Raw genomic sequence first — 22037 nt, 5'->3', positions numbered from 1 at the left:
AAACCATCCCATAACGAACAACGCATGTCTCTCACGGCTTTCGGTCTGATCATTCTCGCGGGGCTGATTCACGCGGGTTGGAACATCGTGGCCAAGCGCGCCGGTGGCGACTCGCGCTTTGCCTTCTTCACCTCGGTGCTCAACATGGTGGTCTGGGCACCGCTCGGCTGGTGGCTGGGCCGTGACGTGGTGCCGCTGTGGGGGCCCAAGGAGTGGGGCATCGTCGCACTGAGCGGCGTGCTGCACGTGCTGTATTTCGTCGTGCTGCTGCGCGGCTACCGCAAGGCCGATCTCACCGTGGTCTACCCGCTGGCGCGTGGCACAGGGCCGCTGCTGTCGTCGATGATCGCGATCACCTTCCTCGGCGAATCGTTGTCCGCGCTCGGCGCGCTGGGCATCGCGGCGGTGGTCGGCGGCGTGTTTCTGATCGCTGGTGGCGTGAACCTGCTGCGCACGGCGGCCAAGGAGCAGAGTGCCCGCGCCCGCATCCACAAGGGCATGTTCTATGGCGTGCTCACCGGCGTGTTCATCGCGTCGTACACCGTGGTCGATGGCTATGCGGTGAAAATCATGCTGATGTCGCCGATTCTGGTCGACTACATGGGCAACATCCTGCGCATCATGCTGCTGGCGCCGGTCGCGCTGCGCAAGCCTGCGGAGCTCAAGGCTCTGTGGAAGGTGCAATGGAAATACGCGCTGGCCGTGGCCGTGGTCAGTCCGATCGCCTATGTGCTGGTGCTCTACGCGATGCAGCATGCGCCGATGTCGCACGTCGCCCCCGCGCGCGAGGTCTCGATGCTGTTTGCCGCGCTGATCGGCGGCCATCTGCTCAAGGAGGGCGATCGCAAGGCACGCATCTGCGGCGCCGTGCTGATCGCGGTGGGCGTGACGGCGCTGGGCCTCGGTTGATGTGATGAACGCGCGGCCGCCGCAACTGATCGGCTGCGATTTCTCGAGCAGTCCCACGCGCCGCAAAGCCATCGTGCTGGCGCGGGGCGAATGGCTGGAGCCTGGCGGGCATCACGGCGATCCGTGCATCCGACTGCTCGCGCTTGAACGTATCGAAAGCCTCGACGCCTTCGCTGCCTGGCTTGCCCAGCCCGAGGTCTGGGTGGGCGGCTTCGATCTTCCCTTCGGGCTTCCGCGTGAACTGGTCAATGCGCTGAACTGGCCGAGCGACTGGGGCGACTGCATGGCGCATTTTGCGTCGTTGTCCCGTGCGGAGATCCGCGACATGTTTGCCGCTTTCTGCGCCGCGCGGCCGGTCGGCGGCAAGTTCGCGCACCGCGCCACGGATGGCCCCGCGGGCTCCAGTCCGTCGATGAAATGGGTGAATCCGCCCGTCGCCTACATGATGCACGCGGGCGTGCCGTTGCTGCGCGCGGCGGGCGTGCATCTGCCGGGTCTGCTGCAGGGCGACCGCAGCCGCGTGGCCCTGGAGGCCTATCCGGGCTGGCTGGCGCGCCAGTGGGTGGGCTGCGCGAGCTACAAGAGCGATGACCGTGCGAAGTGGACGGCGGAACGTGCTGCAACCAGGCGACAGATCGTGGCGCAGCTGCCGAAGCCGCTGCCCATGCTCGATGGCATCCGAGTGCAGCTGAGCGGCGCGCAACGCGAGCAGCTTGAAGGCGACGCCAGCGGAGACAGTGTCGATGCGGTGCTCTGCATGCTCGAAGCCGGCTGGGCGCATCGCCAGCATCTTGCCGGGCATGCGAACTACGGGCTGCCGGCGGACATGGATGCGCTCGAAGGCTGGATCGTCGGCGTTCAACCGAGGTGAATGAGCACGGACTGAGCGGACGTGAATTCGATGCGGCGCTGCAGGTGCTCCGCGAGGCACAGGAGCCCGGTGCGGTCAATGGGCGGGGTGTTGAGCGGGCCATCGCTGCGCAGCACGTCCGGCACGCCGCTTGATGGCGCAAGGCCTTCGGCCACGAGGTGAAGGCACTCATCGTCGGGCGTGACGGCGATGCGCTGCGGCACGCTGTCGGTGCCTTCCGCGAGGTGGTAGATGCTGGCGAGCAGCAGATACATCAGCGGTTGCGGCGGGATGGGGTGCCGTGGCCAGGCGGCCGCGTCGGCATCCGCGAGGGGCGATTGCTCGATGCAGCGCAGCGCGAGAAAAGGGCGCGAGAGTTCCCAGATTTCACCGAGCAGGTCTCGCGCGTTCAGCAGCTCATGGCTTTGCTTGTCCCAGTGCCGCAGCCGCCGCAGCCCTTGGTTGAGATCGTTGATGCCCGATTCGATGGACAGAAGCCGCGGCGCGATCTCTTCGCGTGACAGTGGCTCGGCGCTGGTCTCTAGCTTGCGCGAGATGACGGCCATGCCCATGCGCAGCACCGACACGGACCCCGCCAGATCGTGGCGCAGCGCTGGCATGGTGCGCGAGAGGACGGCGTGCTGGACACCGGCTGCGATCCAATGGTTGACGGAGGAGGCGACGGTCTTGTTCATGTGGGCTGGGGCATGCGGTGTTGCTGCATGTAACGCTGGCACCATTCTGCGGGAAGCGCGGCGCGGCCCGCAAGGGCTTGTGCACAAGCCCCGGGCTTGTCCTACAGCGGCGCTGTGGCGCGATCAGCCGACCAATGCCTGATACGCCGCGCGCGTCTCGGGCGACACCGATTGGAGGAGCTGTTCGTGCGGCGTCTTGTTGCGCGCCAGCATGCGCGCGGAGGCGATGGATTTGGACTTGCAGAACCAGTGGCAGCTGTGCTGCATCAGCAGGATCTCAGCGGTCATCATGAAGGCCCGGTCGCGCGGCGCGCGGCCCGCTTCGTTGCGCACCACGCGCTCGAAACCCTGTGCGTGGACCTGCACCAGCTTGCGCATGTCGAAGGTGCCACCGGCCATGAACTGGGTGGCGAACGGCAGGCTCACGGGCAGCTTGCTCACGCGCGCCATCGGCTCGCCGACCTTCTGGAACGAGGCGCTGAAGCGGTTGAACTGGCTGACCAGCGATTGCTCGTTGTCCCCGAGCAGTGCCAGCACCTGCAGGCGGCGCTCGTCTTCCTTCTCGCCCATGGCACGCAGATAGCCCTGCGTGAGCGCCTCGATGTGCTTCTCGATCTGGAATGGCTGCAGGTGTTCGGCGAGCACGGCGATGCGCTGGCGCTGCTGCTTGGCATTGATGAAATAGGAGGCCGTTGCCGCGAGCAGCACCAGAAGAATCGGATCCATGGATGTGTGGAAGTAGGAAAAAGGGCGCGAAGCGGCATGTTGCCTCATTCGCGCGAACCCTCTATTGTGCGACGACCGGTGGCGTGCTCGGGCATCGGTTCGGTGCAGAATGCAGGGGTTTTCGCTTGCTTGCCCACCATGCCGACCCTCCAGACCCTCATCACCTTCTTTGGCGTAGCCGTTCTTCTGGGCCTGAGCCCGGGGCCGGACAATCTCTTCGTGCTGCTGCAGTCGGCGCAGCGCGGCTGGCGCATGGGGCTTGCCGTGGTGGTGGGGCTGTGCATGGGCATCATCGTGCACACCACGGCGGTGGCGCTGGGGCTGGCCGCCGTGTTCGCCGCGTCGGAGATGGCGTTCACGGTGCTCAAGTGGTGCGGGGCGGCCTATCTCGTCTACCTGGCATGGGGTGCGTGGCGCGCGCCGATCAGCGTGAAGGAGGAGGGCGACGACGCGCAAGCGGCTGCGGCCGTGCAGGCCACGTCGAGCGGAGACCTTCTGCGCATGGTGATGCGCGGAGTGGTGATGAACCTCACCAACCCCAAGGTGCTGATCTTTTTCCTGGCGTTTCTGCCGCAGTTCGCCAATCCCGCGCTGGGGCCCGTCGCCCCGCAGATCTTCGCGTTCGGCGCGGTGTTCATCGTCGCGACGTTTCTGGTCTTTGGCGCGATCGCTATCTTCTCGGGCGTGTTCGGGCGTCTGCTGCTGAAGTCGGCGCGAGGTCAGTTCTGGCTCAACAAGATCACCGCGCTGGTCTTCGTGGGCCTCGCGGTGAAGCTCGCGACGTCACAGCGTTGATGCGCCGGGGGCAGGTTCGGGCCATGCGCGCTGCGCGCCGCGCATCTGCTCGAACGCGCGCGACGCCTTGAGCACGCCGAGATCGTCAAAGCGTGCACCGGCGATCTGCAGGCCGATGGGCAGGCCGCTCGCGGTGTAGCCGCAGTTGACCGATGACGCGGGCTGCTCCGACATGTTGAACGGCACGGTGAAACCGATGTGCTCGAGCGGCTTGAATGGATCGTTGGTGGGTGACGCCCATTCGGCCTGAAACGCCACATGCGGCGCGACCGGAGAGATCACGTAGTCGAACGCGTTGCAGGCGCGCACCGTGGCGACGCGCGTGAGATGGAATTGCTGGCTCGCGTCGAACACCTGCCTGCCCGAAAAATCTGCGGCGCTTTCGGCCCAGGTGCGGATGTAGGGCAGGACCTTGGCGAGGCGCTCGGCGGGCAGCAGTTGCATGTCGGCGAACGAGCGGATGCGCCAGAAATGGTCCATGCCTTCGAGCATCTCGGGCGTCATGAACGGCTTCATCGGCACGACCTGCGCGCCCGCCGCCGTCAGCCATTGCGCTGCGGCCTCGATGGCGCTGCGCACTTCCACATCGAGCGGCAGGCCGCAGCCCGCATCCAGCAGCAGCCCGATGCGCTTGCCGTCAAAGAACGCGGGCGTTGCGTTGCACGCTTCCTGCCAGGCGATGCTCTGTGCGGGCAGGCTCATGCTGTCGCGCGCATCGGGCTGCGACAGCACCTGCATCATCAGCGCGGCATCGGTGACGGTGCGCGTCATCGGACCCGCCGCACGGCCGGTGTAGGGCGGGTCGATGGGCACGCGGCCAAGGCTGGGCTTGAGACCGAAGATGCCGCACCAGCTCGCGGGCAGGCGGATCGATCCGCCGATGTCGGTGCCGATGTGCAGCGGCCCGTAACCGGCGGCCGACGCCGCGCCGGCCCCTGCACTCGAGCCACCCGGCCCCTTGCTCAAATCCCACGGATTGCGCGTGAGCGCGTGAAAGCTTGAGAGCCCCGAGGACAGCATGCCGTAGTCGGGCATCGTGGTCTTGGCGAAGAACACCGCGCCCGATTCGCGCAGCCGCGCCGCCGCGGGCGAGTCGGCCATTGACGGGAACAGCTCCGTCGCCGCGGTGCCGAGCGGCGTGGGCTCGCCCTTGGTGGCGATGTTTTCCTTGATGGTGACCGGCACGCCGTCGAGCAGGCCGACGGGCGCGCCGCGCTGCCAGCGTGCCTCGCTGGCACGCGCCTGAACAAGCGCGCCCTGCGGGTTCAGCAGGTAGGTGGCGTGCAGTTCGGGCTCCCACCGGGCCGCGCGGTCCAGCACGGACTGCGTGACCTCGACGGGCGAGAGTTGGCGGGAGCGGTAGGCGGCCAGCAGTTCGCTGGCGCTGAGTTCGTGGAGGGCAGCAGACATCAACCAGATCTTTTCAAACAAGGACGACGAAACAACGACACGGAACGAAGCGCACCGTGCACCCCCTTGGGGTGCAATGGTTCAGCGGCGCACTCAGCGGCAGCGACCCGCAAGCATCATGCCCACGACAGCGCGGACAGGTCGTTCACGAAGACCGGCATGTCCTTCCAGAGGCCACGCAGATTCTTGTTGGCGACTGTGACCCACTGCGGCTGGTAGAGGTAGACGCTGGGCACTTCCTCGGCCAGCATGCGCTGCGCGTCACCGAGCAGCCGCGCGCGGTCGGCGGGGCGCTCGGCGGTCTGGATCTTTTCGTAGAGCGCCTTGAACTTGTCGGACTGGTAGCCCCAGTAGTAGTCGGGTTTGGCGTAGTTGTTGAGATCAAACGGCTCGACGTGCGAGACGATGGACAGATCGTAGTTCTTGTTGGTGTAGGTGCCCGAGAGCCACTGCGCCCATTCGACGTTCTGCGTCTTCACGACGATGCCGATCTTGGCAAGTTCGGCCGTGATCACCTCGCCGCCCTGACGTGCGTACGGCGCGGGAGGCAGCGTCATGGTGAGTTCGAGCGGCGTCTTCACGCCCGCTTCGGCCATCAGCTTCTTGGCCTTTTCCACGTCATACGGATTGACGCCCGTGGTGTCGATGTAGCCGAAGGCGCCGGGCACGTAGTAGCTGCCGATGGGGGCGCCGAGGCCATCGGCCGCGCCCTGAATCACGGCCTTGCGGTCGATGGCTGCGGCGATGGCGCGGCGCACGCGCACGTCGCCCAACGGCTTGCGCGCGTTGTTCATCGCGAGAATCGTCTTGGCGCGCGAGCCGCTGATCACCACCTGGAAGCGCGGATTCGCCTTGAACTGCGCGACGCTGCGCGGCGTGATGCGCGGGAATGCATCGACGTCCCCGGCGAGCATGGCGGCGACCTGCGCGGCCGGGTCGGGGATGAAGCGGAAGGTGGCGCGCTTGATCCTGATGGCGGAGGGCTGGCGGAAGCTCTGCGATGCGCCGAGCGTGATCGACGAGCCGCGCGCCCAGGCGTCCAGCTTGTAGGGGCCGGTGCCTACGGGCTTGGTGGCGTTGGTGGCCACGCTCTTGGGCTCGACGATGATGGCGGTGGCCTGGCCGAGCACGAACAGCAGATCGGGGTCGATCTCGCTGTTGATCAGCACGAGGGTGCTGTCATCGACGACTTTGGCGTTGAGCCCGGCGAAGGTGCGCTTGTCCTTGTTGGTGCTCTTGTCGCCGCCCGCGCGGTCAAACGAGAACTTCACGGCATTCGCGTTGAACGGCTCGCCGTTCTGGAACTTCACGTTCTTGCGCAGCTTGAAGGTGTAGGTCTTGAGGTCGGGCGAGACCTCCCAGCTTTCGGCGAGCAGCGGCGAGACGCTGCCGTCGGCGTTGATCTTGGTGAGCGTCTCGTAGATGTTGTAGAGCGTGATCTCGGCGATCGACGAAGCCGCACCGGCCGTGGGATCGAGCCCCGGTGGTTCCAGCGTGAGCGCCAGCGAGACCGAGTCCTTCTTCGTCTGCGCGAGCGAGGAAAGCGGGGTCATCAAAGGCACGGCAGACAGTGCGCCGGTCGCCAGGACGGTGCGACGATTCAACATAGGTGGGGGTCTCCAGAAGGTTGCAGGCAGGCCGAACCGCATCGGCATCACCGAGGATGCGTTGCGGGTGGTCTGCGTATCAACCGTGTTTTACTACAGATGCGAACGTCCGCACAGATAGGAATGATGCTCAGGCTGCCCTGCGTGCCGCGCGGCGCGCGCGCGCGAGGCCCGGCGCGATCTGCGGCACCGCGTTCACCAGCGTCTGCGTGTAGGGATGCTGCGCCTGCGTGAACAGTTCGGCGGGCGTGCCGCGCTCGACGATCTGCCCCTGATGCATGACGACGACTTCGTCGCACAGATGGCTCACCACCGCGAGGTCGTGGCTGATCAGCAGATACGACAGACCCGATTGCTGCTGCAGGTCCTGCATGAGATTGAGCACCTGGGCCTGCACCGACACGTCGAGCGCGCTGACCGGTTCGTCGGCGACGATGAGGCGGGGTCGGGTCATCAGCGCGCGCGCAATCGCGATGCGCTGGCGCTGGCCGCCGGAGAACTCATGCGGAAACTTGTCGATGTCGGTGGCGCGAAGCCCGACCTGGGCGAGCACTTCCAGCGCACGCTCGCGCATCTCGGCCTGGTTGGCGCGCTGCAGCGCGGCCATGGGCTCGGTGATGATGCGCGCCACGGTCTGGCGCGGATCGAGCGAGCCGTAGGGGTCCTGAAACACCATCTGAAAATCGCGCCGTGCCGCACGCAGCGCAGCCGGATCGAGCTGGTGCAGGTCGTGCCCGAGCAGCCGGACGCTCCCCGAGGTCGGCGTGTCCAGCGCCATGACGAGGCGCGCGAGCGTGGACTTGCCCGAGCCCGATTCACCGACCACGCCGAGGCTCTTTCCCGCCTCCAGCGCGAGGCTCACGCCGCGCAGCGCATGCACCTGTTCGCGAGGACCGAACAGCGAGGCTCGTGGCAGGTCGTAGCTGCGCGTGAGCTCATGCACTTCGAGCAGGGGGCTCGCGTTGGCGTTCATGCGTGTGCTCCGTGCTCGGCAGCGATCGCCTCGGGCCGCAGGCAGCGCACTTCGTGGCCGGGCGCGAGCGTTTGTTCGGCAGGTCGCTCGCGCGAGCAGGCGTCGGTGGTGAATTCGCAGCGGCCCGCGAACGGGCAGCCACGGGGCAGATCGACGAGCTCCGGCACCGTGCCGCGGATCGTCTGCAGTCGCGCCCTGTTCTGACCGAGCGCCGCCATGCGCGGGCGCGCCGCGAGCAGGCCGCGCGTGTAGGGATGGGCCATGTGATCGAAGACCTGCGCAGTCGAGCCGCTTTCGACGACGGTTCCGCCGTACATCACGAGCATGCGGTCCACGTTTTGCGAAATCACGCCGAGGTCGTGCGAGATGAGAATCAGCGACATGCGTCGCTCGTCCACCAGATCGGCGATGAGGTCGAGGATCTGCTGCTGCACGGTCACGTCGAGCGCGGTCGTGGGTTCGTCGGCGATCAGCAGGTCGGGGTTGCAGGCGAGCGCCATGGCGATGGTGATGCGTTGGCGCTGCCCGCCCGAGAACTGGTGCGGGTAGGCGTCAAAGCGCTGCGCGGGCTGCGGAATGCCGACGCGGTCGAGCAGCGCGAGCGCAGCTTCGCGGGCTTCGCGCGCCGAGAGCTTCTGGTGCAGGCGCAGCGGCTCGGCCACCTGATTTCCAATGGTGTGTACCGGGTTCAATGCCGTCATCGGCTCCTGGAACACCATGGCCATGCGATGGCCGCGCAGGGCACACATCGCCTTGTCGGAAAGTCCGAGCAGTTCCTGTCCATCGAAGCGCACGCTGCCCTGCGTCGTCGCGGATTCGGGCAGCAGGCCCATCAGCGCCATGGCGGTGATGGATTTGCCGCTGCCCGATTCGCCGATCAGCCCCAGCGTTTCGCCGCGCGCAAGCGTGAAGCCCACGTCGCGCACGGCCTGCGCGGGGCCGCGATGCGTGTTCAGCGTGATGCCGAGGCCGCTGACTTCAAGCAGTGGCGTGCTGCTGTGGGTGGCTTCGTTGTGGTTCATCACATGTCCCTCAACGTTGGCGCGCAAGACGCGGATCGAGCAGATCGCGCAAGCCGTCGCCGAGCAGGTTCAATCCGAGCACCGTGAGCGCGATGGCCACACCGGGCCAGACCGAAAGCAGCGGGCTCTGGAACATCAGCGTCTGCGCCTCGGCCAGCATGCGGCCCCAGGAGGGCTCGGGCGCCTGCGTGCCAAGGCCCAGATAGGAGAGCGCCGCTTCAGCGAGGATGGCGAGCGCGAATTGAATCGTGGCCTGCACGATCAGCGCGGGGAGGATGTTGGGCAGCACATGGTCGATGGTGATGCGCCACGGCCCCTTGCCGCAGGCGCGTGCGGCGAGGATGTAGTCGCGCGCCCAGATCTGCTTGGCCGATGCGCGCGTCACGCGTGCGAAGGTGGGGATGTAGAAGATGCCGATGGCGATGATGGCGTTCCGGATGCTCGCGCCGTAGACGGCGGTGAGCATGATGGCCAGCAGCAGGGCAGGAAACGCGAAGGTGAAGTCCGCGATCCGCATGACGACTTCTTCCACCCAGCCGCGACGTGCGGCGGCCAGCAGGCCCAGCGCCGTGCCAATGATGAGGCCGATGCCGACGGCGATCACGCCGACCATGATGGAGCTGCGTGCGCCCACGAGCAGCGACGACACGATGTCGCGGCCGTAGGCGTCCGTGCCCAGCCAGTAGGTGGCGTTGGGGGGCTGCAGGGCCGCGTCCATGTTCACGGCGTAGGCGGAATGCGGCGTCCAGACGAAGGACAGCGCGGCCATGGCCAGCAGCATCAGCGTGAGCGCGGCACCGATGGCGAAGCTGTGGTTGCGCAGCGCGCGCCGCCAGAAGCCCGGAGCGCTCTCGGTGGGTGATGGCATGGCGGTCGATGTGGTCGAGGTCATCACAGCTCCCCCGCCTTCACGCGCGGGTCGATGACGGCGTAGAGCACATCGACGACGAAGTTCACGACCACCACCATCGCGGCCAGCAGCAGCACGCAGTTGCGCACGACGATGAGGTCGCGGTTGGCGATCGACTGGAAGATCAGTCGTCCCAGACCGGGCAGATAAAACACATTCTCGACGACGATGGTGCCCGCGAGCAGGTTGGCGAACTGCAGGCCCATGACGGTGACAACGGGAATCATCGCGTTGCGCAGCACATGCCTCCAGAGTGCGGAGCGCTGCGTGAGACCCTTGGCGCGCGCGGTGCGCACGAAGTCTTCGCGCGACACGTCGAGTACTGCCGAGCGCGTGATGCGCGCAAGAATCGCGGCCTGCACGACGGCCAGCGCGATGGCGGGCAGCAGCAGCGCCTGCAGCGCGGCGAAGAAGCCGCCGCCATCGGTCTCGCTCCAGCCTGGAAAGCCACCCGCGGCGAACCATTGCAGCTTCACAGAGAACACGAGGATCAGCAGGATCGCGAACCAGAAATTGGGAATCGCGATGCCGATCTGCGCGAGTCCCATGATGCCCACGTCACCGAGCTTGTTGTGCCGCGATGCCGCATAAATGCCGGCCGCCAGTGCCATCAGCGTGGTGAGGAGCATCGCCATGATGGCCAGCGGCACGCTGAGCGCGAGGCGCTCGAAGATCAGCTCGCGCACCGGTGAGCCGTAGGTGTAGCTCGTGCCCATGTCGCCCTGCAGCAGGCCGCCCACCCATTGCATGTAGCGGGTGAGGGCGGGCTGGTTCAAACCCATCTGCTGGGCCAGCTCGGCCACGGCTTCGGGTGAGGCGTCGGGTCCAAGCGCCACCTGCGCGGCGTTGCCCGGCAGGATTTCCAGCACGACGAAGACGACCGCAGAGGCCGCCAGAAGCGTCACCACCAGAGTCAACAGGCGCTTGAGGAGAAAGAAAGCCATGGGTTGCGAGCATAGCGGCAAAAACCGCAGCCTGTCTTGGGCCATGCACCCGCCGCGGGTGCTGCGGGGCCGGGCATCGGATAATCAGGGCATGGACACGCGCAGCTCAACCTTGTCGTCTTTTGTTTTCGGTCTTCGCCAAAGTGCGTGGAGGGCGTTGTCATGGCTTTGATGATTACGGACGAGTGCATCAACTGCGACGTGTGCGAGCCGGAGTGTCCCAACCATGCAATCTACATGGGTGAGGAGCATTACGACATTCATCCAGACAAGTGCACTGAATGCGTGGGGCATTTTGAAGAGGCGCAATGCGTGGCGATCTGTCCGGTGGCTTGCATTCCGGTGAATCCTGAGCATCAGGAGAGCAAGGAGACCTTGATGGAGAAGTATCTGCGGTTGCAGGGGGATGCTTCTTCTTCTGTTTGAAGCTGTGGGGTTGCAGTGCTTGCTTGGGGCTCTTTTGTCTCCTGCCGCGTGGTTGAGGGCGGAGGCCGGGAGTTCCGCCCGGCGGCGGAGTAACTTTTTGGTCTTGCCCAAAAAGTCACCAAAAATGCGCTTTTGAATACCCGCGGCAGAACTCGCTTTGCGCTGCGCGCGCCGCTCGAACAACCGCCGCGAGTCAGAATTCTCATAAGAGGTGCGTTCGGCACGTCGCTTCGCTCGTGCCGGGCATCTCGCGACTTCGCGAGATGCTGGGGTGCCAGCGCTGCGCGATTTTGATTTGCTCCTGGGATCAACGTCGTTCAAAAGAACAGCGGGCATGATGCGCCCAACCCAACTCTGCAAGCACCCCGGCACAAGCGCAGCGTCGTGCCGCAACTACCTCTTCAAAACTGATTTCCGGCGGTTGTCCGAGCGGAGCGCGAAGCGCGCAGTCGAGTTCCGCCGGAGGTATTGAAAGCGCGTTTTTGATTACTTTTTGCGCGCAAGCAAAAAGTGATTGCCCCGCCGGGGGCAGTCCCGGCCTCCGCCCTCAAACCAAGAGCAAGAGCTAGAGCCAAAACTGAAACCAAAACAAAAGCGAGCATCAAGGCCGACACGAGCCGAGCTCACCCCCTCGCTCAGTCTTTTGAAGCTGCTTCCACAGATTGGGATGGCTTGGGCGGCTTGGGTGGTTTGGGCCTTGGAGGCTTGTTGGTGTGGATCTGGAGAGTGGCTTTTTCCATGTCGCCTTCGACCAGAACCGGCCAGGACTTGAGCGAGTGGATGATGCTGTCATCGATCAGCTTGCGCTGGTCGGGGGCCGGTTTCTTGAGCACCCAGTTCACGACTTCGGACTTGACGCCCGGATGGCCTATGCCTACGCGCAGGCGCCAGTAGTCGGACGATCCGAGTTGGGCGTGGATGTCGCGCAGGCCGTTGTGGCCGGCGTGGCTGCCGCCGCGTTTGAGTTTGACCTGTCCGGGAGGGATGTCGAGTTCGTCGTGGACGACGAGGATTTCCTCGGGCTTGATCTTGAAGAAGCGGGCGAGGGCGGCTACGGATTTGCCGGAGGCGTTCATGAACGTCTGGGGTTCGAGCAGCCAGATGGTGTTGCCCCCGACGGTGGCACGGGCCATGAGGCCCCAGTAGCTGCGCTCGGGAACCAGATTCACCTTGAGGTCGCGGGCGAGCTCGTCAATCCACCAGAAACCGGCGTTGTGGCGGGTGGCTTCGTATTCGGGGCCGGGGTTGCCCAAGCCGACAAACAGTTTGATCATGATGTTCCGGATTATCGTGCTTGTCGCAAGTCCATGTGGAGGGCGCAGGGTGCGCCACAAAGCAAAACGGCCCACCGAGGTGGGCCGTCGCGACGCTGGTCAAAAAGCGCGAAGAAGTATTGCTTGCTTACTTCTTGCCCTTCTTGGCTGCGGGTGCTGCAGCAGCTGCTTCGCCTTCGGTAGGAGCAACTTCTTCAACTGCTGGCAGAGCGATGGACACCAGAGCGGGGTTCTTGCCGCCACGGACCACTGCGGAAACGCCCTTTGGCAGCTTCACGTCGGAGGCGCGCAGAGAACCGTTCTTCACGAGGCCGCTCAGGTCGACTTCGACGAACTCAGGCAGGTCGGAAGGCATGCAGGAGACTTCCAGTTCGGTCACCAGAACGGTCACGAGGCACTTGTCGCCCTTGACGGCAGGAGACTCTTCCACACCCTTGTAGTGGAGTGGAACCTTCATGTGCAGCTTGGTCTTGGCATCGACGCGTTGGAAGTCGATGTGCAGAACCAGTTGCTTGAAGGGGTGGAACTGGACGTCACGCAGCAGGACCTTGGATTCCTTGCCGTCGATTTCCATGTCCAGCACGGAAGCGTGGAAAGCTTCCTTCTTCAGAGCGTGCCACAGGTTGTTGTGGTCCAGCTCGATCAGTTGGGCATCGCCAGCACCGCCGTAGACGATACCAGGCGTGCGGCCCGTAATACGCAGACGGCGGCTCGCACCCGTACCTTGCTTTGCGCGCTCAAAAGCGACGAATTTCATATCTAACTCCTGGATGGGCCGACCGCGACCAGTCTGACCCTGTTTCAAAGAACCGACGCGCATTTCCTGACTGGATGGATGCGTATGCCGGTCCGGCTTTTCCTGTATCCCGTACAGCACACAAGCCTCCCGAGGGAGGCTTGGCGTTCACGACGACTTCTGAAGAATCAGAAGTTGTTGTTCTGGTCGGAGAACAGGCTCATCACCGACTCGCCCGTATTGATGCGGTGGATCGTCTCGGCGATCAACGGCGCCACGGACAGTTGGCGAATCTTGGCACATCCCTTGGCGGCGTCGCTCAGGGGGATGGTGTTGGTCACCACGACTTCGTCGAGTGCGGAGCCCTTGGCGATGCGCTCAATGGCAGGGCCCGAGAAGATCGGGTGGGTGCAATAGGCATAGACGTTCTTGGCACCGCGCTCCTTGAGCACTTCGGCAGCCTTCACGAGGGTGCCTGCGGTGTCGATCATGTCGTCCATGATCACGCAGTTGCGGCCATCGATGTCACCGATCACGTGCATCACTTCCGACACGTTCGCCTTGGGGCGACGCTTGTCGATGATGGCGAGGTCGGTTCCGAGCTGCTTGGCCAGCGCACGTGCGCGGACCACGCCGCCCACATCGGGGCTCACGACGATCAGGTTTTCGTACTTCTTCTGGTTCAGATCACCCAGCAGCACGGGAGACGCGTAGATGTTGTCCACGGGAATGTCGAAGAAACCCTGAATCTGGTCAGCGTGCAGGTCCATGGTCAGCACGCGGCTCACGCCCACGGTCTGCAGCAGATTGGCAACCACCTTGGCAGAAATCGGCACGCGCGAGGAACGCGGACGGCGATCCTGACGGGCATAGCCGAAGTAGGGGATGACGGCGCTGATGCGATCTGCGGAGGCGCGCTTGAGCGCATCCACCATGATCAGCAGTTCCATCAGGTTTTCGTTGGTGGGCGCGCAGGTCGACTGAACGACGAACACGTCGCGCGTGCGGACGTTCTGCTTGATTTCGACGGTGACTTCACCATCGGAGAAACGACCCACGTCCATTGCACCGAGATTGGTGCCGAGGTGCTTGACGATTTCAGCGGCCAGGCCAGGATTGGCATTGCCCGTGAAAACCATGAAGTCTGGGTGATTGGCTTGCATGAGCGGCTCAGTGATCTGAACTTGAAGTCCCGTGGTTGGGAAAAATTTTGGCAGGGGAAGAAGGATTCGAACCTTCGCATGCCGGAATCAAAATCCGGTGCCTTAACCAGCTTGGCGACTCCCCTACACAGGTCAACTGCCGAGAGCAATCAACCTATATCCGTTTCTGTAGCCCAACCCACCAGAGGATGAACTGCCAGAGTTTTGCATACTTTGATTTGCCACGCGCTTGGTGCGTCCGTCAAATCTGCTGTATGCGGCATCTGTGCAAACACTGCACTTCCTGAGCCCGTCATTCTAGCATGCATTTCCTTTGATTCAAAAAAGTCGAGGACTTTTTTTATCTCGGGGCATATTGCCTGAGCGACTGGCTGCAAGTCGTTTTCACCGAAGTGATAGTGCATTGCAGCGAAGTCTTCGATTGTAGCATGCTTGGAATCACGTTTGAGAAAAGGACTTGAAAAAATTTCTTTCGTATCCAATCCTGCTTCCGGCTTCACTACTGCAAGTGTTGCTTGCGGTGGCATCTGCTGCGAATCGAGAGGTTGAATTATGTCACCGATTCCGCTCACGAAAGCCGTCTTTCCAAATAAAAAAAACGGAATGTCCGCGCCGAGTTTCACGCCGATGCGCAAAAGTTGTGATAACGGAAGATTCAATCCCCACAAGCGGTTGAGCGCCAGAAGTGTGCTGGCGGCATCTGAAGAGCCTCCGCCCATGCCGGCCTGCGCGGGCACGCGTTTGTGTATGCCGATGTGAGCGCCCAGAGGCGTTCCGCCTGCCTGCCGCAGCGCGCGGGCCGCGCGGGTGCAGAGGTCGTCGGGCGGCAGCGGCACCGAGAGGTCCTCGCGGGTGATCTGGCCGTCATGGCGCAGCTCGAAGTGCAGTGTGTCATGCCAGTCGATGAGCGTGAAAACCGACTCGAGCAGGTGGTAGCCGTCGTCGCGGCGGCCGGTGATGTGCAGAAAGAGATTGAGTTTTGCCGGGGCCGGCACGTCGTAGATGGCCTGCATGGCGATCGTCTGCTTGGTTGGTTTCCGGATGGAGGTGAATGGGGTGCGCTTCAGCGCTCGAGGACGATGCGCAGCACGGCACCGGGCTGTGGCGAGATGCGGGTCGCGGTGAGGCGGCCGCTGTCCATGCGGCTCAGGTCCGCGCTCCAGCCGGTGACCTTGACGTCCACGCCGCGCAGCCATCCGAAGAGCGCCTGAATCGGCAGGTCGTTGCCGGTGAGCTGGATCAGCAGGGCGCTGAGCGAGTCGGATTCAAGCTTCTGATCGGGGGAGTCCAGCATCGCAAGGCCCGGTGACCATTGCAGCTTGGCCAGTACGTTGCCGAGTGGGTTGTAGAGCGTGAGTTTGCCGCGACCCGCGTCGCCGGAGAGGTCGAAGCCCGCGCTGAAATTCTTCTCTGCACCTTCGTCGACCTGCAGACCAAGACGCCCGGTCCAGAAATCCTCGCCATTGATGGCAACACCCGGCTCGCGCTTGGGTTGTGCGCAGCCCGCGAGCAGCGCGGCGGCTCCCAGCACGACAGCGCGGCGTTGCAGGGACTGGCTCAAAGCTGGACTCCGAGGCGCTTGAGCGTTTCGACCAGCGTCTCGTTGTCGGGCTCGGACTCCTGGCCTTTGCGCCAGATTTCGCGCGCCTTGTCCTGGTGGCCCAGGCTCCAGAGCACCTCGCCGTAGTGCGCGGCGATTTCAGCGTCCTGCTGCCGTGTGAACACCTTCTCGAAGATCTGCACCGCTTCCTGCTTGTTGCCGAGGCGGAACTCGACCCAGCCCTTGCTGTCGAGGATGAAGGGGTCTTCGGGTGCGGCCTTGAGTGCCGCGTCGATGTGCGATCTGGCCTCGTCAAGCTGCACGCCCCGGTCGGCCAGCGAATAGCCCAGCGCATTGCGCGCGTGGTAGTAGTCGGGCTGGCGATCGATGATCTTGCGCAGCAGCCGCTCCATCCCGGGCAGGTCGCCGGCCTTCTCGGACAGCATGGCCTGTTCGTAGACCAGATCGTTGTCGTTCGGTGTCAGTGTGGCGGCCTTGCCGACGACGGAGACCGCTTCGGCGAACTGCTTGGCTTCCTTGAGGACCTGCGCTTCGGCGAGCAGCTTGCGCTGCAGCTCGTCGTTGTTGTTGGAGGGCAGGGACTGGATCAGCGCACGGGCCTTGGGCAGGTCGCCTTGCTTTGCCAGCAGCGAAGCCTGCTGCACGCTCACCGAGAAATCGCCGGGAGCGACCTTGGCGGCTTTGGTCAGCCATTCCTGGGATTGGGGCAGATTGTTGCTGTCGGCCTCGATCTGCGCGGCCATCAGATAGGCGCGCGAGAGTGCCTTGGCGACGGCCGGGTGGTCCGCCTTGGGCTCGGAGAGCGTGATGTAGTGCTGCAAAGCGACCTTGGCATCGTCGGGGCGTTTGCCCTGTACGTCGAGCGAGGCGCGCACCAGCCAAGCGTCGGCGAGTTCGGGATTGCTCTTCGTGAGCAGGGTCAGTTGCTCGCGGGCCTCTTCATTGCGGCGGTCCTGCAGCAGAAAGCGCGCGTAGTTCATGCGCACTTCGGGGCTGGGTTGGCCTGCCAGGTATTTCCTGAGCAGATCGTGCGCACCGTGAGCGCCGACGTCGACGAGCTGCAGCGCCAGCGTGCCCGCGCCTTCGTCATTCGGGTCAAGGTCCAGGGCCTTCTTGGCAGCGTCCATCGCGCCTGCGGTGTCATCCGCGGCCAGGCGCATGCGGCCGATGGCGGTCCAGGCGGCGGGGCCGGTGCCGGGATTGCTCAGTTCGCCGGCGACGGCCGATTCCACGACCTTGGCGGCCAGCGCCTTGTCGCTCACGCGGCCATAGACCTGCGGCAGCGCCCTGAGGGTGAGCAGCTTGACGCGCTGATTGGACAGCGCAAGTTCCTGCTTGAGCAGTCCTGTCGTCTCTTCGGTGCGGTTGAGGATCACCAGAATCTGCAGCAGATAGCGGTTGGCGTCGCGCGAATTGGGGAAGGCGTCCTTCCAGGCGCGTGCGGCGATCAGGGCGCTTTCGGCCGAGCGCGACTGCAGCGCGATCTGCGTGGCACGCTGATACAGCTGCTCCTGACCACTGCGCCGTGCGGCGTCCAGCATCAGTGCGTAGCCCGAGGCGGTATCCCCCTGGCCCGTGGTCATCTCGCCCACGAGCAGTTCATAGAACAGTTCCGCATCCACGGCGGCCTTGTCGTCGCTCGAAGGTGTTTCCTCCGTGGGCAGGGCGGTGGCGGACTCTGGCGAGGCGGGAGTCTGAGCCCATGAGACATGGGCGTACATGGCCATGGCTGCGGCCAAGGCAACTGCGCGTAAACGATGAATTTGCACCATCAGATCATAATAATCCATGCTCGGGTCGGTTCCTGTGGTTCTTGGCTCGTGCACGCGATTCCATACCTCGCGACATGCTGGTCCGTTGCGTCTTTTGCGACATTTGAACTGGAAAGAGATTCTTGATATGCCAGAGTTGCCGGAAGTGGAAGTCACGCGGCGCAGCTTTGCTGAACAGATCAGCGGAGCGCAGATAAGTTCTGTCTTCGTGGGCAAGCCGCTGCGCTGGCCGCTGGGCGTCGTGCCCGATGCGCTTGTCGGGCGCACGGTGCTGGGGGTGCGGCGGCGCGGCAAGTATCTGCTGGTGGACCTGGATCGCGGCATGCTCATGCTGCACCTCGGCATGTCGGGCAGTCTGCGCTTTGCCGATGATCTGCCGCCGCTCGGATCGCACGACCATTTTCAGCTCGGCACCACGCGGGGACTTTTGCGGCTGCACGATCCGCGCCGCTTCGGTGCCGTGTTGGCGCTGGATGGCGAACATGACCCGTTCGCGGTCAAGCTGCTGTCCAAGCTCGGGCCGGAGCCGCTCGACGAGCATTTTGATCTGGATGATTTCAAAAAGGGGCTCAAGGCCAGCCGTCTGCCTATCAAGCAGTTGCTTCTGAGCGGCAAGGTCGTCGTGGGTGTGGGCAACATCTATGCGTCGGAGGTGCTGTTTCTCTCCGGCATCCGGCCCACGACTCCCGCCAACAAGGTGGGGCCGGTGCGGGCATTGAGACTGCACACCGCCATCCGCGAGGTGCTGGCCCGTGCCGTGGCCACGGGCGGCAGCACGCTGCGCGACTTTTCTGCCGCCGACGGGAATGCGGGGCACTTCCAGCTTGAGGCCAATGTCTACGGGCGCGAAGGCCAGCCGTGCCGGGTCTGCTGCACGCCGATCAGGATGCTGCGGCAAGGGCAGCGCAGCACCTTTTTCTGCGCGCACTGCCAAAAGGCCTAGACGACGGGCAACTTTCTGTTGTCTATCCGTCCAGTCGGGCCGTTAGACCACAATTGCTTTGGCCCTTCCGCATGATGCGATGCTATATTGCGTTATATAAGCAACTTTCGTATCAATCGGCATTCAACGATTGATACGATATAACAATAAAGCAGATTACCGTGGGACCCTCATTCAACGAACAGTTTGACCAGCACGGCGTGTGGAAGCGCGCATTCGCCCAGCAGCTCAAGCAGTTGGCCGAATGGATGAGCGCGCATGACCTGATGGACGCTTCCATCGAGGAGCGGCTGCAGCGTCTGGAAGAGCAGGTGCGCAGCGACAAGGTGATGGTCGCTTTCGTGGCCGAATTCTCGCGCGGCAAGTCCGAGCTGATCAACGCGATCTTCTTTGCAGACTACGGCCGCCGCATCATGCCGGCCAGCGCCGGCCGCACCACCATGTGCCCGACGGAGCTCTCCTATGAGACGGGCACCGCCGCGAGCTTGCGCCTGCTTCCCATCGAGACCCGACTGCAGCCGCAGGGCCTGGCCGAGTGGCGCCTCAAGCAGCAGCAGTGGACCGAGATTCCGCTTGAGATCGACGATGCCGACCAGATGGCGACTTCGCTCGCCAAGGTGTCCGAAGTGCGCACCGTGACCGTCGACGAGGCCCGCGCGCTGGGTTTCTGGCACGACGATTCGCCTGACGACAATCCGCTGACCGATTCCAAGGGCATGGTCGAGGTGCCGATGTGGCGCCACGCGCTCATCAACGTGCCGCATCCGCTGCTCCAGCAAGGGCTGGTGATTCTGGATACGCCGGGCCTCAACGCCGTCGGTGCCGAGCCCGAGCTGACCATCAACCTGATCCCGCAGGCGCATGCCGTGGTCTTCATTCTGGGGGCGGACACGGGCGTGACGCGTTCGGACCTGTCGATCTGGCGCGAGCATCTGGGCGCTTCGGTCGAGAACAACGAGACGCGCATCGTCGTGCTCAACAAGATCGACACGCTGTGGGATTCGCTGAGCACTCCCACGCAGGTGCAGGACCAGCTGGACCAGCAGTGCCGCAACTCAGCGGACATCCTGGGCGTGTCGCTGAGCCAGGTGGTGCCGGTGTCGGCGCAGAAGGGGCTGGTCGCGAAGATCAATGCCGACGACGTGCTGCTCGAGGCCAGCGGTCTGCCGCATCTCGAAGAAGCACTTGGCGAGGGCATTCTCGGGCGTCGTCAAGGGATTCTGCGCGGCGTCGTCGCCAATGGCGTGAATGGCCTGCAGGCAGAAACCACGCGCGTGCTCAACATCCGCCGCCGTGACCTCGATGACCAGATGTCCGAGCTCAACAGCCTGCGCGGCAAGAACGCGACGGTGATCCAGGCGATGCGTGGCCGCATCGAGCTTGAGCAGCGGGAGTTCGACGCCAGCGCGGCCAAGGTGCAGGCGCTGCGCGCCGTGCATCTGAAGATGATGCGCGAGGTTTTCCACAAGATGGGCTCGCGCGCGCTCAAGGCCGAAATGGCGCCGCTCGCCGAGGCGCTGCAGGGCGGCATGCTCAAGCTGGGTCTGCGCAAGGTCTACGCCGAAACGCTGGCGCGCGTGCGAGGGCTGCTTGAAAGCGCGCAGGAGTCGGGCCTCGAGATCCGCGACATGCTGGGCGGCACCTTCCGTCAGCTCAACGCGGAATTCGGCTTCTCGCTGCATGCTCCGGCCGCGCCGCAGTTCGAGTCCTACATCGCGGACGTCACCGAGATCGAGCGCCGCCACGAACAGTACATCGGCATGGGCAACGCCCTGCGCCTCGCGCAGCCGGAGTTCTCGCAGCGACTGCTGCGCGGCCTCACGCTGCGGCTGCGCGCGGTGCTTGATTCGGCTTCCAACGAGCTGGAGCTGTGGAGCAAGTCGGCGACGGCCCAGCTCGACGCCCAACTGCGCGAACGCAAGCGCAGCTTCTCGCGCCGCATCGAGGCGGTGGACCGCATCCAGACGGCGGCCAACGGACTGGCTGAACGCATCGCGGAAATCGAATCCGCCGAAGCGCATCTCAAGGAACTGGAGCAGCGCCTGAACAGCCTGACGGATCGCCTCGTGCACACGCCGCTGGCGCCCCAGGAGCGCATGCTGCAGCACGCCGAGGTCGATCTGCTGTTTGAATGATCTCTCCTCAAGAGCGTGTTTGCGATCTCTGCACGCTCTCGAAACGCGGCGTGATCCGGACGGGGTGACGCAGCCAGCGCTTCGGGGTGGTGTGAAGCGCCGTGGACTTTCGAGTTCAGTAATAATCCAAAAGATGAGCATTGGGATTCCGGAGATTGCAACGCGCGTCGTGCGTTGGCAAAAAGAGCATGGTCGCAACCATCTGCCGTGGCAGAACACGCGGGACGCCTATCGCGTGTGGCTCTCCGAGATCATGCTGCAGCAGACGCAGGTCACCACGGTCCTTGACTACTACGCCCGCTTTCTTGCGCGCTTTCCCGATGTGAGGGCGCTGGCGGCGGCGCCTCAGGACGAGGTGCTCGCGCTCTGGAGCGGTCTTGGCTACTACAGCCGCGCACGCAATCTGCACAAGGCGGCGCAGCAGGTCGTGAGCGAATTCGGCGGCGAATTTCCGCATACGGTCGAGCAGCTGTCGTCGCTGCCGGGCATCGGCCGCTCGACTGCCGGTGCGATTGCATCGTTCTGCTTTGGCGAGCGCTCGGCGATTCTCGATGCCAACGTGCGCCGCGTGCTCACGCGGGTGCTGGGCTTTGATGAGGATCTGGCCGTGGCCGCCAATGAGCGCAAGCTCTGGGCGCTGGCCGATCAGCTTTTGCCGGGCGATGATCTGCACAACACCATGCCGCGCTACACGCAGGGCATGATGGATCTGGGGGCGGGCATCTGCACGCCCAAATCCCCGGCCTGCATGCTGTGTCCGCTCGAGTCGGTGTGCATCGCGCACAAGGATGGCGATCCCGAAGAGTACCCGGTGCGCACGCGCAAGCTCAAGCGCAGCTCGCATGCTTGGTGGCTGCTGCTCGAGCGCGACGAGGCTGGTCGTCTGTGGCTTGAGCGCCGACCGCAGACCGGCATCTGGGCGGGGCTGTATTGCCCACCGGTGTTCGAGGAGCGGGCGCTGCTGGAGAACGCCACGGGCCATCACGCGTCGCTCGAAGATCTGCCCGTGGTGACCCATGTGCTCACGCACCGCGATCTGTACCTGCACCCGGTCGTGATGCACGCATCGGCGCGCAGGCCCAGAGTCGGCGAGACCGATGGCGCGGGCTATTTCAATTCTGAGGAATGGAGTGCGCTGGGCCTTCCCGCGCCGGTGCGCAAGCTGCTCGCCACTCTCTGAACGATC

Annotated in this window: 21 protein-coding genes and 1 tRNA gene; 7 read left to right on the top strand and 15 right to left on the bottom strand. The window is 64.3% G+C overall.

Annotation, left to right across the window (positions count from 1 at the left end):
• Positions 1–24 precede the first annotated feature (24 nt).
• A complete protein-coding gene (locus ISG32_RS04830) occupies positions 25–909 on the top strand; it encodes an EamA family transporter (protein WP_194769909.1) in 885 nt (294 codons plus the stop codon).
• 4 nt (positions 910–913) lie between these two features.
• Positions 914–1780: a DUF429 domain-containing protein gene (locus ISG32_RS04825; RefSeq protein WP_194769908.1), complete on the top strand. Its 867-nt coding sequence runs from the start codon at positions 914–916 to the stop codon at positions 1778–1780.
• Here the strand turns inward: ISG32_RS04825 and ISG32_RS04820 are convergent.
• A complete protein-coding gene (locus ISG32_RS04820) occupies positions 1768–2454 on the bottom strand; it encodes a hypothetical protein (RefSeq protein ID WP_194769907.1) in 687 nt (228 codons plus the stop codon). The genes ISG32_RS04825 and ISG32_RS04820 overlap by 13 nt on opposite strands.
• Positions 2455–2577: 123 nt before the next feature.
• Positions 2578–3180: a hypothetical protein gene (locus tag ISG32_RS04815; protein ID WP_194769906.1), complete on the bottom strand. Its 603-nt coding sequence runs from the start codon at positions 3178–3180 to the stop codon at positions 2578–2580.
• A gap of 138 nt (positions 3181–3318) precedes the next feature.
• Between ISG32_RS04815 and ISG32_RS04810 the strand changes: the two genes are divergently transcribed.
• Positions 3319–3975, top strand: coding sequence for a LysE family translocator (locus ISG32_RS04810; protein ID WP_194769905.1), 657 nt, complete (start codon positions 3319–3321; stop codon positions 3973–3975).
• Here ISG32_RS04810 and ISG32_RS04805 read toward each other — a convergent pair.
• From ISG32_RS04805 to ISG32_RS04780, 6 genes are all read right to left on the bottom strand, one after another.
• Entirely contained in the window at positions 3964–5385 is a 1422-nt protein-coding gene (locus ISG32_RS04805; RefSeq protein WP_194769904.1) for an amidase, read from the bottom strand. The genes ISG32_RS04810 and ISG32_RS04805 overlap by 12 nt on opposite strands.
• Positions 5386–5501: 116 nt before the next feature.
• Positions 5502–6992 carry an ABC transporter substrate-binding protein gene (locus ISG32_RS04800; RefSeq protein WP_194769903.1) on the bottom strand — a complete coding sequence of 497 codons (1491 nt, stop codon included), beginning with the start codon at positions 6990–6992 and terminating at the stop codon, positions 5502–5504.
• A 130-nt stretch (positions 6993–7122) separates the two neighbouring features.
• Positions 7123–7965, bottom strand: coding sequence for an ATP-binding cassette domain-containing protein (locus tag ISG32_RS04795; protein WP_194769902.1), 843 nt, complete (start codon positions 7963–7965; stop codon positions 7123–7125).
• Complete coding sequence (locus ISG32_RS04790) at positions 7962–8987, bottom strand: ABC transporter ATP-binding protein (RefSeq protein WP_194769901.1); 1026 nt, start codon at positions 8985–8987, stop codon at positions 7962–7964. Before ISG32_RS04790 ends, ISG32_RS04795 begins: the two co-directional genes overlap by 4 nt.
• A gap of 10 nt (positions 8988–8997) precedes the next feature.
• Positions 8998–9879, bottom strand: a complete 882-nt coding sequence (locus ISG32_RS04785) for an ABC transporter permease (protein WP_194769900.1) — start codon at positions 9877–9879, stop codon at positions 8998–9000.
• Positions 9879–10841, bottom strand: a complete 963-nt coding sequence (locus ISG32_RS04780) for an ABC transporter permease (protein ID WP_194769899.1) — start codon at positions 10839–10841, stop codon at positions 9879–9881. The genes ISG32_RS04785 and ISG32_RS04780 overlap by 1 nt, the downstream gene beginning before the upstream one ends.
• Before the next feature lie 162 nt (positions 10842–11003).
• Here ISG32_RS04780 and ISG32_RS04775 point away from each other — a divergent pair, with 162 nt between their 5' ends.
• Positions 11004–11267: a YfhL family 4Fe-4S dicluster ferredoxin gene (locus ISG32_RS04775; protein WP_194769898.1), complete on the top strand. Its 264-nt coding sequence runs from the start codon at positions 11004–11006 to the stop codon at positions 11265–11267.
• A gap of 635 nt (positions 11268–11902) precedes the next feature.
• Here the strand turns inward: ISG32_RS04775 and pth are convergent.
• The 7 genes from pth to ISG32_RS04740 form a co-directional block, all read right to left on the bottom strand.
• Positions 11903–12541: an aminoacyl-tRNA hydrolase gene (pth, locus tag ISG32_RS04770; RefSeq protein WP_194769897.1), complete on the bottom strand. Its 639-nt coding sequence runs from the start codon at positions 12539–12541 to the stop codon at positions 11903–11905.
• A 127-nt stretch (positions 12542–12668) separates the two neighbouring features.
• Positions 12669–13298, bottom strand: a complete 630-nt coding sequence (locus tag ISG32_RS04765) for a 50S ribosomal protein L25/general stress protein Ctc (RefSeq protein WP_194769896.1) — start codon at positions 13296–13298, stop codon at positions 12669–12671.
• Between the two features lie 167 nt (positions 13299–13465).
• On the bottom strand, positions 13466–14440 hold the full coding sequence (locus tag ISG32_RS04760) for a ribose-phosphate pyrophosphokinase (protein ID WP_194769895.1): 975 nt from the start codon (positions 14438–14440) through the stop codon (positions 13466–13468).
• Between the two features lie 48 nt (positions 14441–14488).
• Positions 14489–14565: transfer RNA gene (locus ISG32_RS04755), tRNA-Gln, on the bottom strand.
• A gap of 24 nt (positions 14566–14589) precedes the next feature.
• Entirely contained in the window at positions 14590–15453 is an 864-nt protein-coding gene (ispE, locus tag ISG32_RS04750) for a 4-(cytidine 5'-diphospho)-2-C-methyl-D-erythritol kinase (RefSeq protein WP_194769894.1), read from the bottom strand.
• Positions 15454–15503: 50 nt separating this feature from the next.
• The gene (locus tag ISG32_RS04745; protein ID WP_194769893.1) at positions 15504–16001 is read right to left on the bottom strand and encodes a lipoprotein insertase outer membrane protein LolB; all 498 of its coding nucleotides are present in this window, start codon (positions 15999–16001) and stop codon (positions 15504–15506) included.
• Positions 15998–17740, bottom strand: a complete 1743-nt coding sequence (locus tag ISG32_RS04740) for a tetratricopeptide repeat protein (protein WP_323745893.1) — start codon at positions 17738–17740, stop codon at positions 15998–16000. Before ISG32_RS04740 ends, ISG32_RS04745 begins: the two co-directional genes overlap by 4 nt.
• Before the next feature lie 160 nt (positions 17741–17900).
• On the opposite strand from ISG32_RS04740, the gene mutM reads away from it, so the two are divergent.
• The 3 genes from mutM to mutY all read left to right on the top strand — a co-directional run bounded on the left by mutM (position 17901) and on the right by mutY (position 22031).
• Complete coding sequence (gene mutM, locus ISG32_RS04735; protein WP_194769891.1) at positions 17901–18716, top strand: bifunctional DNA-formamidopyrimidine glycosylase/DNA-(apurinic or apyrimidinic site) lyase; 816 nt, start codon at positions 17901–17903, stop codon at positions 18714–18716.
• A gap of 161 nt (positions 18717–18877) precedes the next feature.
• Positions 18878–20851 carry a dynamin family protein gene (locus ISG32_RS04730; RefSeq protein ID WP_194769890.1) on the top strand — a complete coding sequence of 658 codons (1974 nt, stop codon included), beginning with the start codon at positions 18878–18880 and terminating at the stop codon, positions 20849–20851.
• A 133-nt stretch (positions 20852–20984) separates the two neighbouring features.
• Positions 20985–22031: an A/G-specific adenine glycosylase gene (mutY, locus tag ISG32_RS04725; RefSeq protein WP_228529604.1), complete on the top strand. Its 1047-nt coding sequence runs from the start codon at positions 20985–20987 to the stop codon at positions 22029–22031.
• Positions 22032–22037: the final 6 nt, after the last annotated feature.

This window comes from Diaphorobacter caeni (genome assembly GCF_015354245.1).
GTDB lineage: Bacteria > Pseudomonadota > Gammaproteobacteria > Burkholderiales > Burkholderiaceae_C > Diaphorobacter_A > Diaphorobacter_A caeni.
Note: the sequence above shows the minus strand (reverse complement) of the source record. Positions and strands in the feature narration are given on the sequence as shown.

What these genes read in the sequence shown, in the direction of transcription:
- ISG32_RS04820 (WP_194769907.1), bottom strand. Translation starts at nt 2,454, where the DNA reads ATGAACAAGACCGTCGCCTCCTCCGTCAACCATTGGATCGCAGCCGGT.
- ISG32_RS04800 (WP_194769903.1), bottom strand. Translation starts at nt 6,992, where the DNA reads ATGTTGAATCGTCGCACCGTCCTGGCGACCGGCGCACTGTCTGCCGTG.
- mutY (WP_228529604.1), top strand. Translation starts at nt 20,985, where the DNA reads ATGAGCATTGGGATTCCGGAGATTGCAACGCGCGTCGTGCGTTGGCAA.
- ISG32_RS04765 (WP_194769896.1), bottom strand. Translation starts at nt 13,298, where the DNA reads ATGAAATTCGTCGCTTTTGAGCGCGCAAAGCAAGGTACGGGTGCGAGC.
- ISG32_RS04760 (WP_194769895.1), bottom strand. Translation starts at nt 14,440, where the DNA reads ATGCAAGCCAATCACCCAGACTTCATGGTTTTCACGGGCAATGCCAAT.
- ispE (WP_194769894.1), bottom strand. Translation starts at nt 15,453, where the DNA reads ATGCAGGCCATCTACGACGTGCCGGCCCCGGCAAAACTCAATCTCTTT.
- ISG32_RS04775 (WP_194769898.1), top strand. Translation starts at nt 11,004, where the DNA reads ATGGCTTTGATGATTACGGACGAGTGCATCAACTGCGACGTGTGCGAG.
- pth (WP_194769897.1), bottom strand. Translation starts at nt 12,541, where the DNA reads ATGATCAAACTGTTTGTCGGCTTGGGCAACCCCGGCCCCGAATACGAA.
- mutM (WP_194769891.1), top strand. Translation starts at nt 17,901, where the DNA reads ATGCCAGAGTTGCCGGAAGTGGAAGTCACGCGGCGCAGCTTTGCTGAA.
- ISG32_RS04785 (WP_194769900.1), bottom strand. Translation starts at nt 9,879, where the DNA reads ATGACCTCGACCACATCGACCGCCATGCCATCACCCACCGAGAGCGCT.
- ISG32_RS04830 (WP_194769909.1), top strand. Translation starts at nt 25, where the DNA reads ATGTCTCTCACGGCTTTCGGTCTGATCATTCTCGCGGGGCTGATTCAC.
- ISG32_RS04815 (WP_194769906.1), bottom strand. Translation starts at nt 3,180, where the DNA reads ATGGATCCGATTCTTCTGGTGCTGCTCGCGGCAACGGCCTCCTATTTC.
- ISG32_RS04825 (WP_194769908.1), top strand. Translation starts at nt 914, where the DNA reads ATGAACGCGCGGCCGCCGCAACTGATCGGCTGCGATTTCTCGAGCAGT.
- ISG32_RS04780 (WP_194769899.1), bottom strand. Translation starts at nt 10,841, where the DNA reads ATGGCTTTCTTTCTCCTCAAGCGCCTGTTGACTCTGGTGGTGACGCTT.
- ISG32_RS04805 (WP_194769904.1), bottom strand. Translation starts at nt 5,385, where the DNA reads ATGTCTGCTGCCCTCCACGAACTCAGCGCCAGCGAACTGCTGGCCGCC.
- ISG32_RS04790 (WP_194769901.1), bottom strand. Translation starts at nt 8,987, where the DNA reads ATGAACCACAACGAAGCCACCCACAGCAGCACGCCACTGCTTGAAGTC.
- ISG32_RS04795 (WP_194769902.1), bottom strand. Translation starts at nt 7,965, where the DNA reads ATGAACGCCAACGCGAGCCCCCTGCTCGAAGTGCATGAGCTCACGCGC.
- ISG32_RS04810 (WP_194769905.1), top strand. Translation starts at nt 3,319, where the DNA reads ATGCCGACCCTCCAGACCCTCATCACCTTCTTTGGCGTAGCCGTTCTT.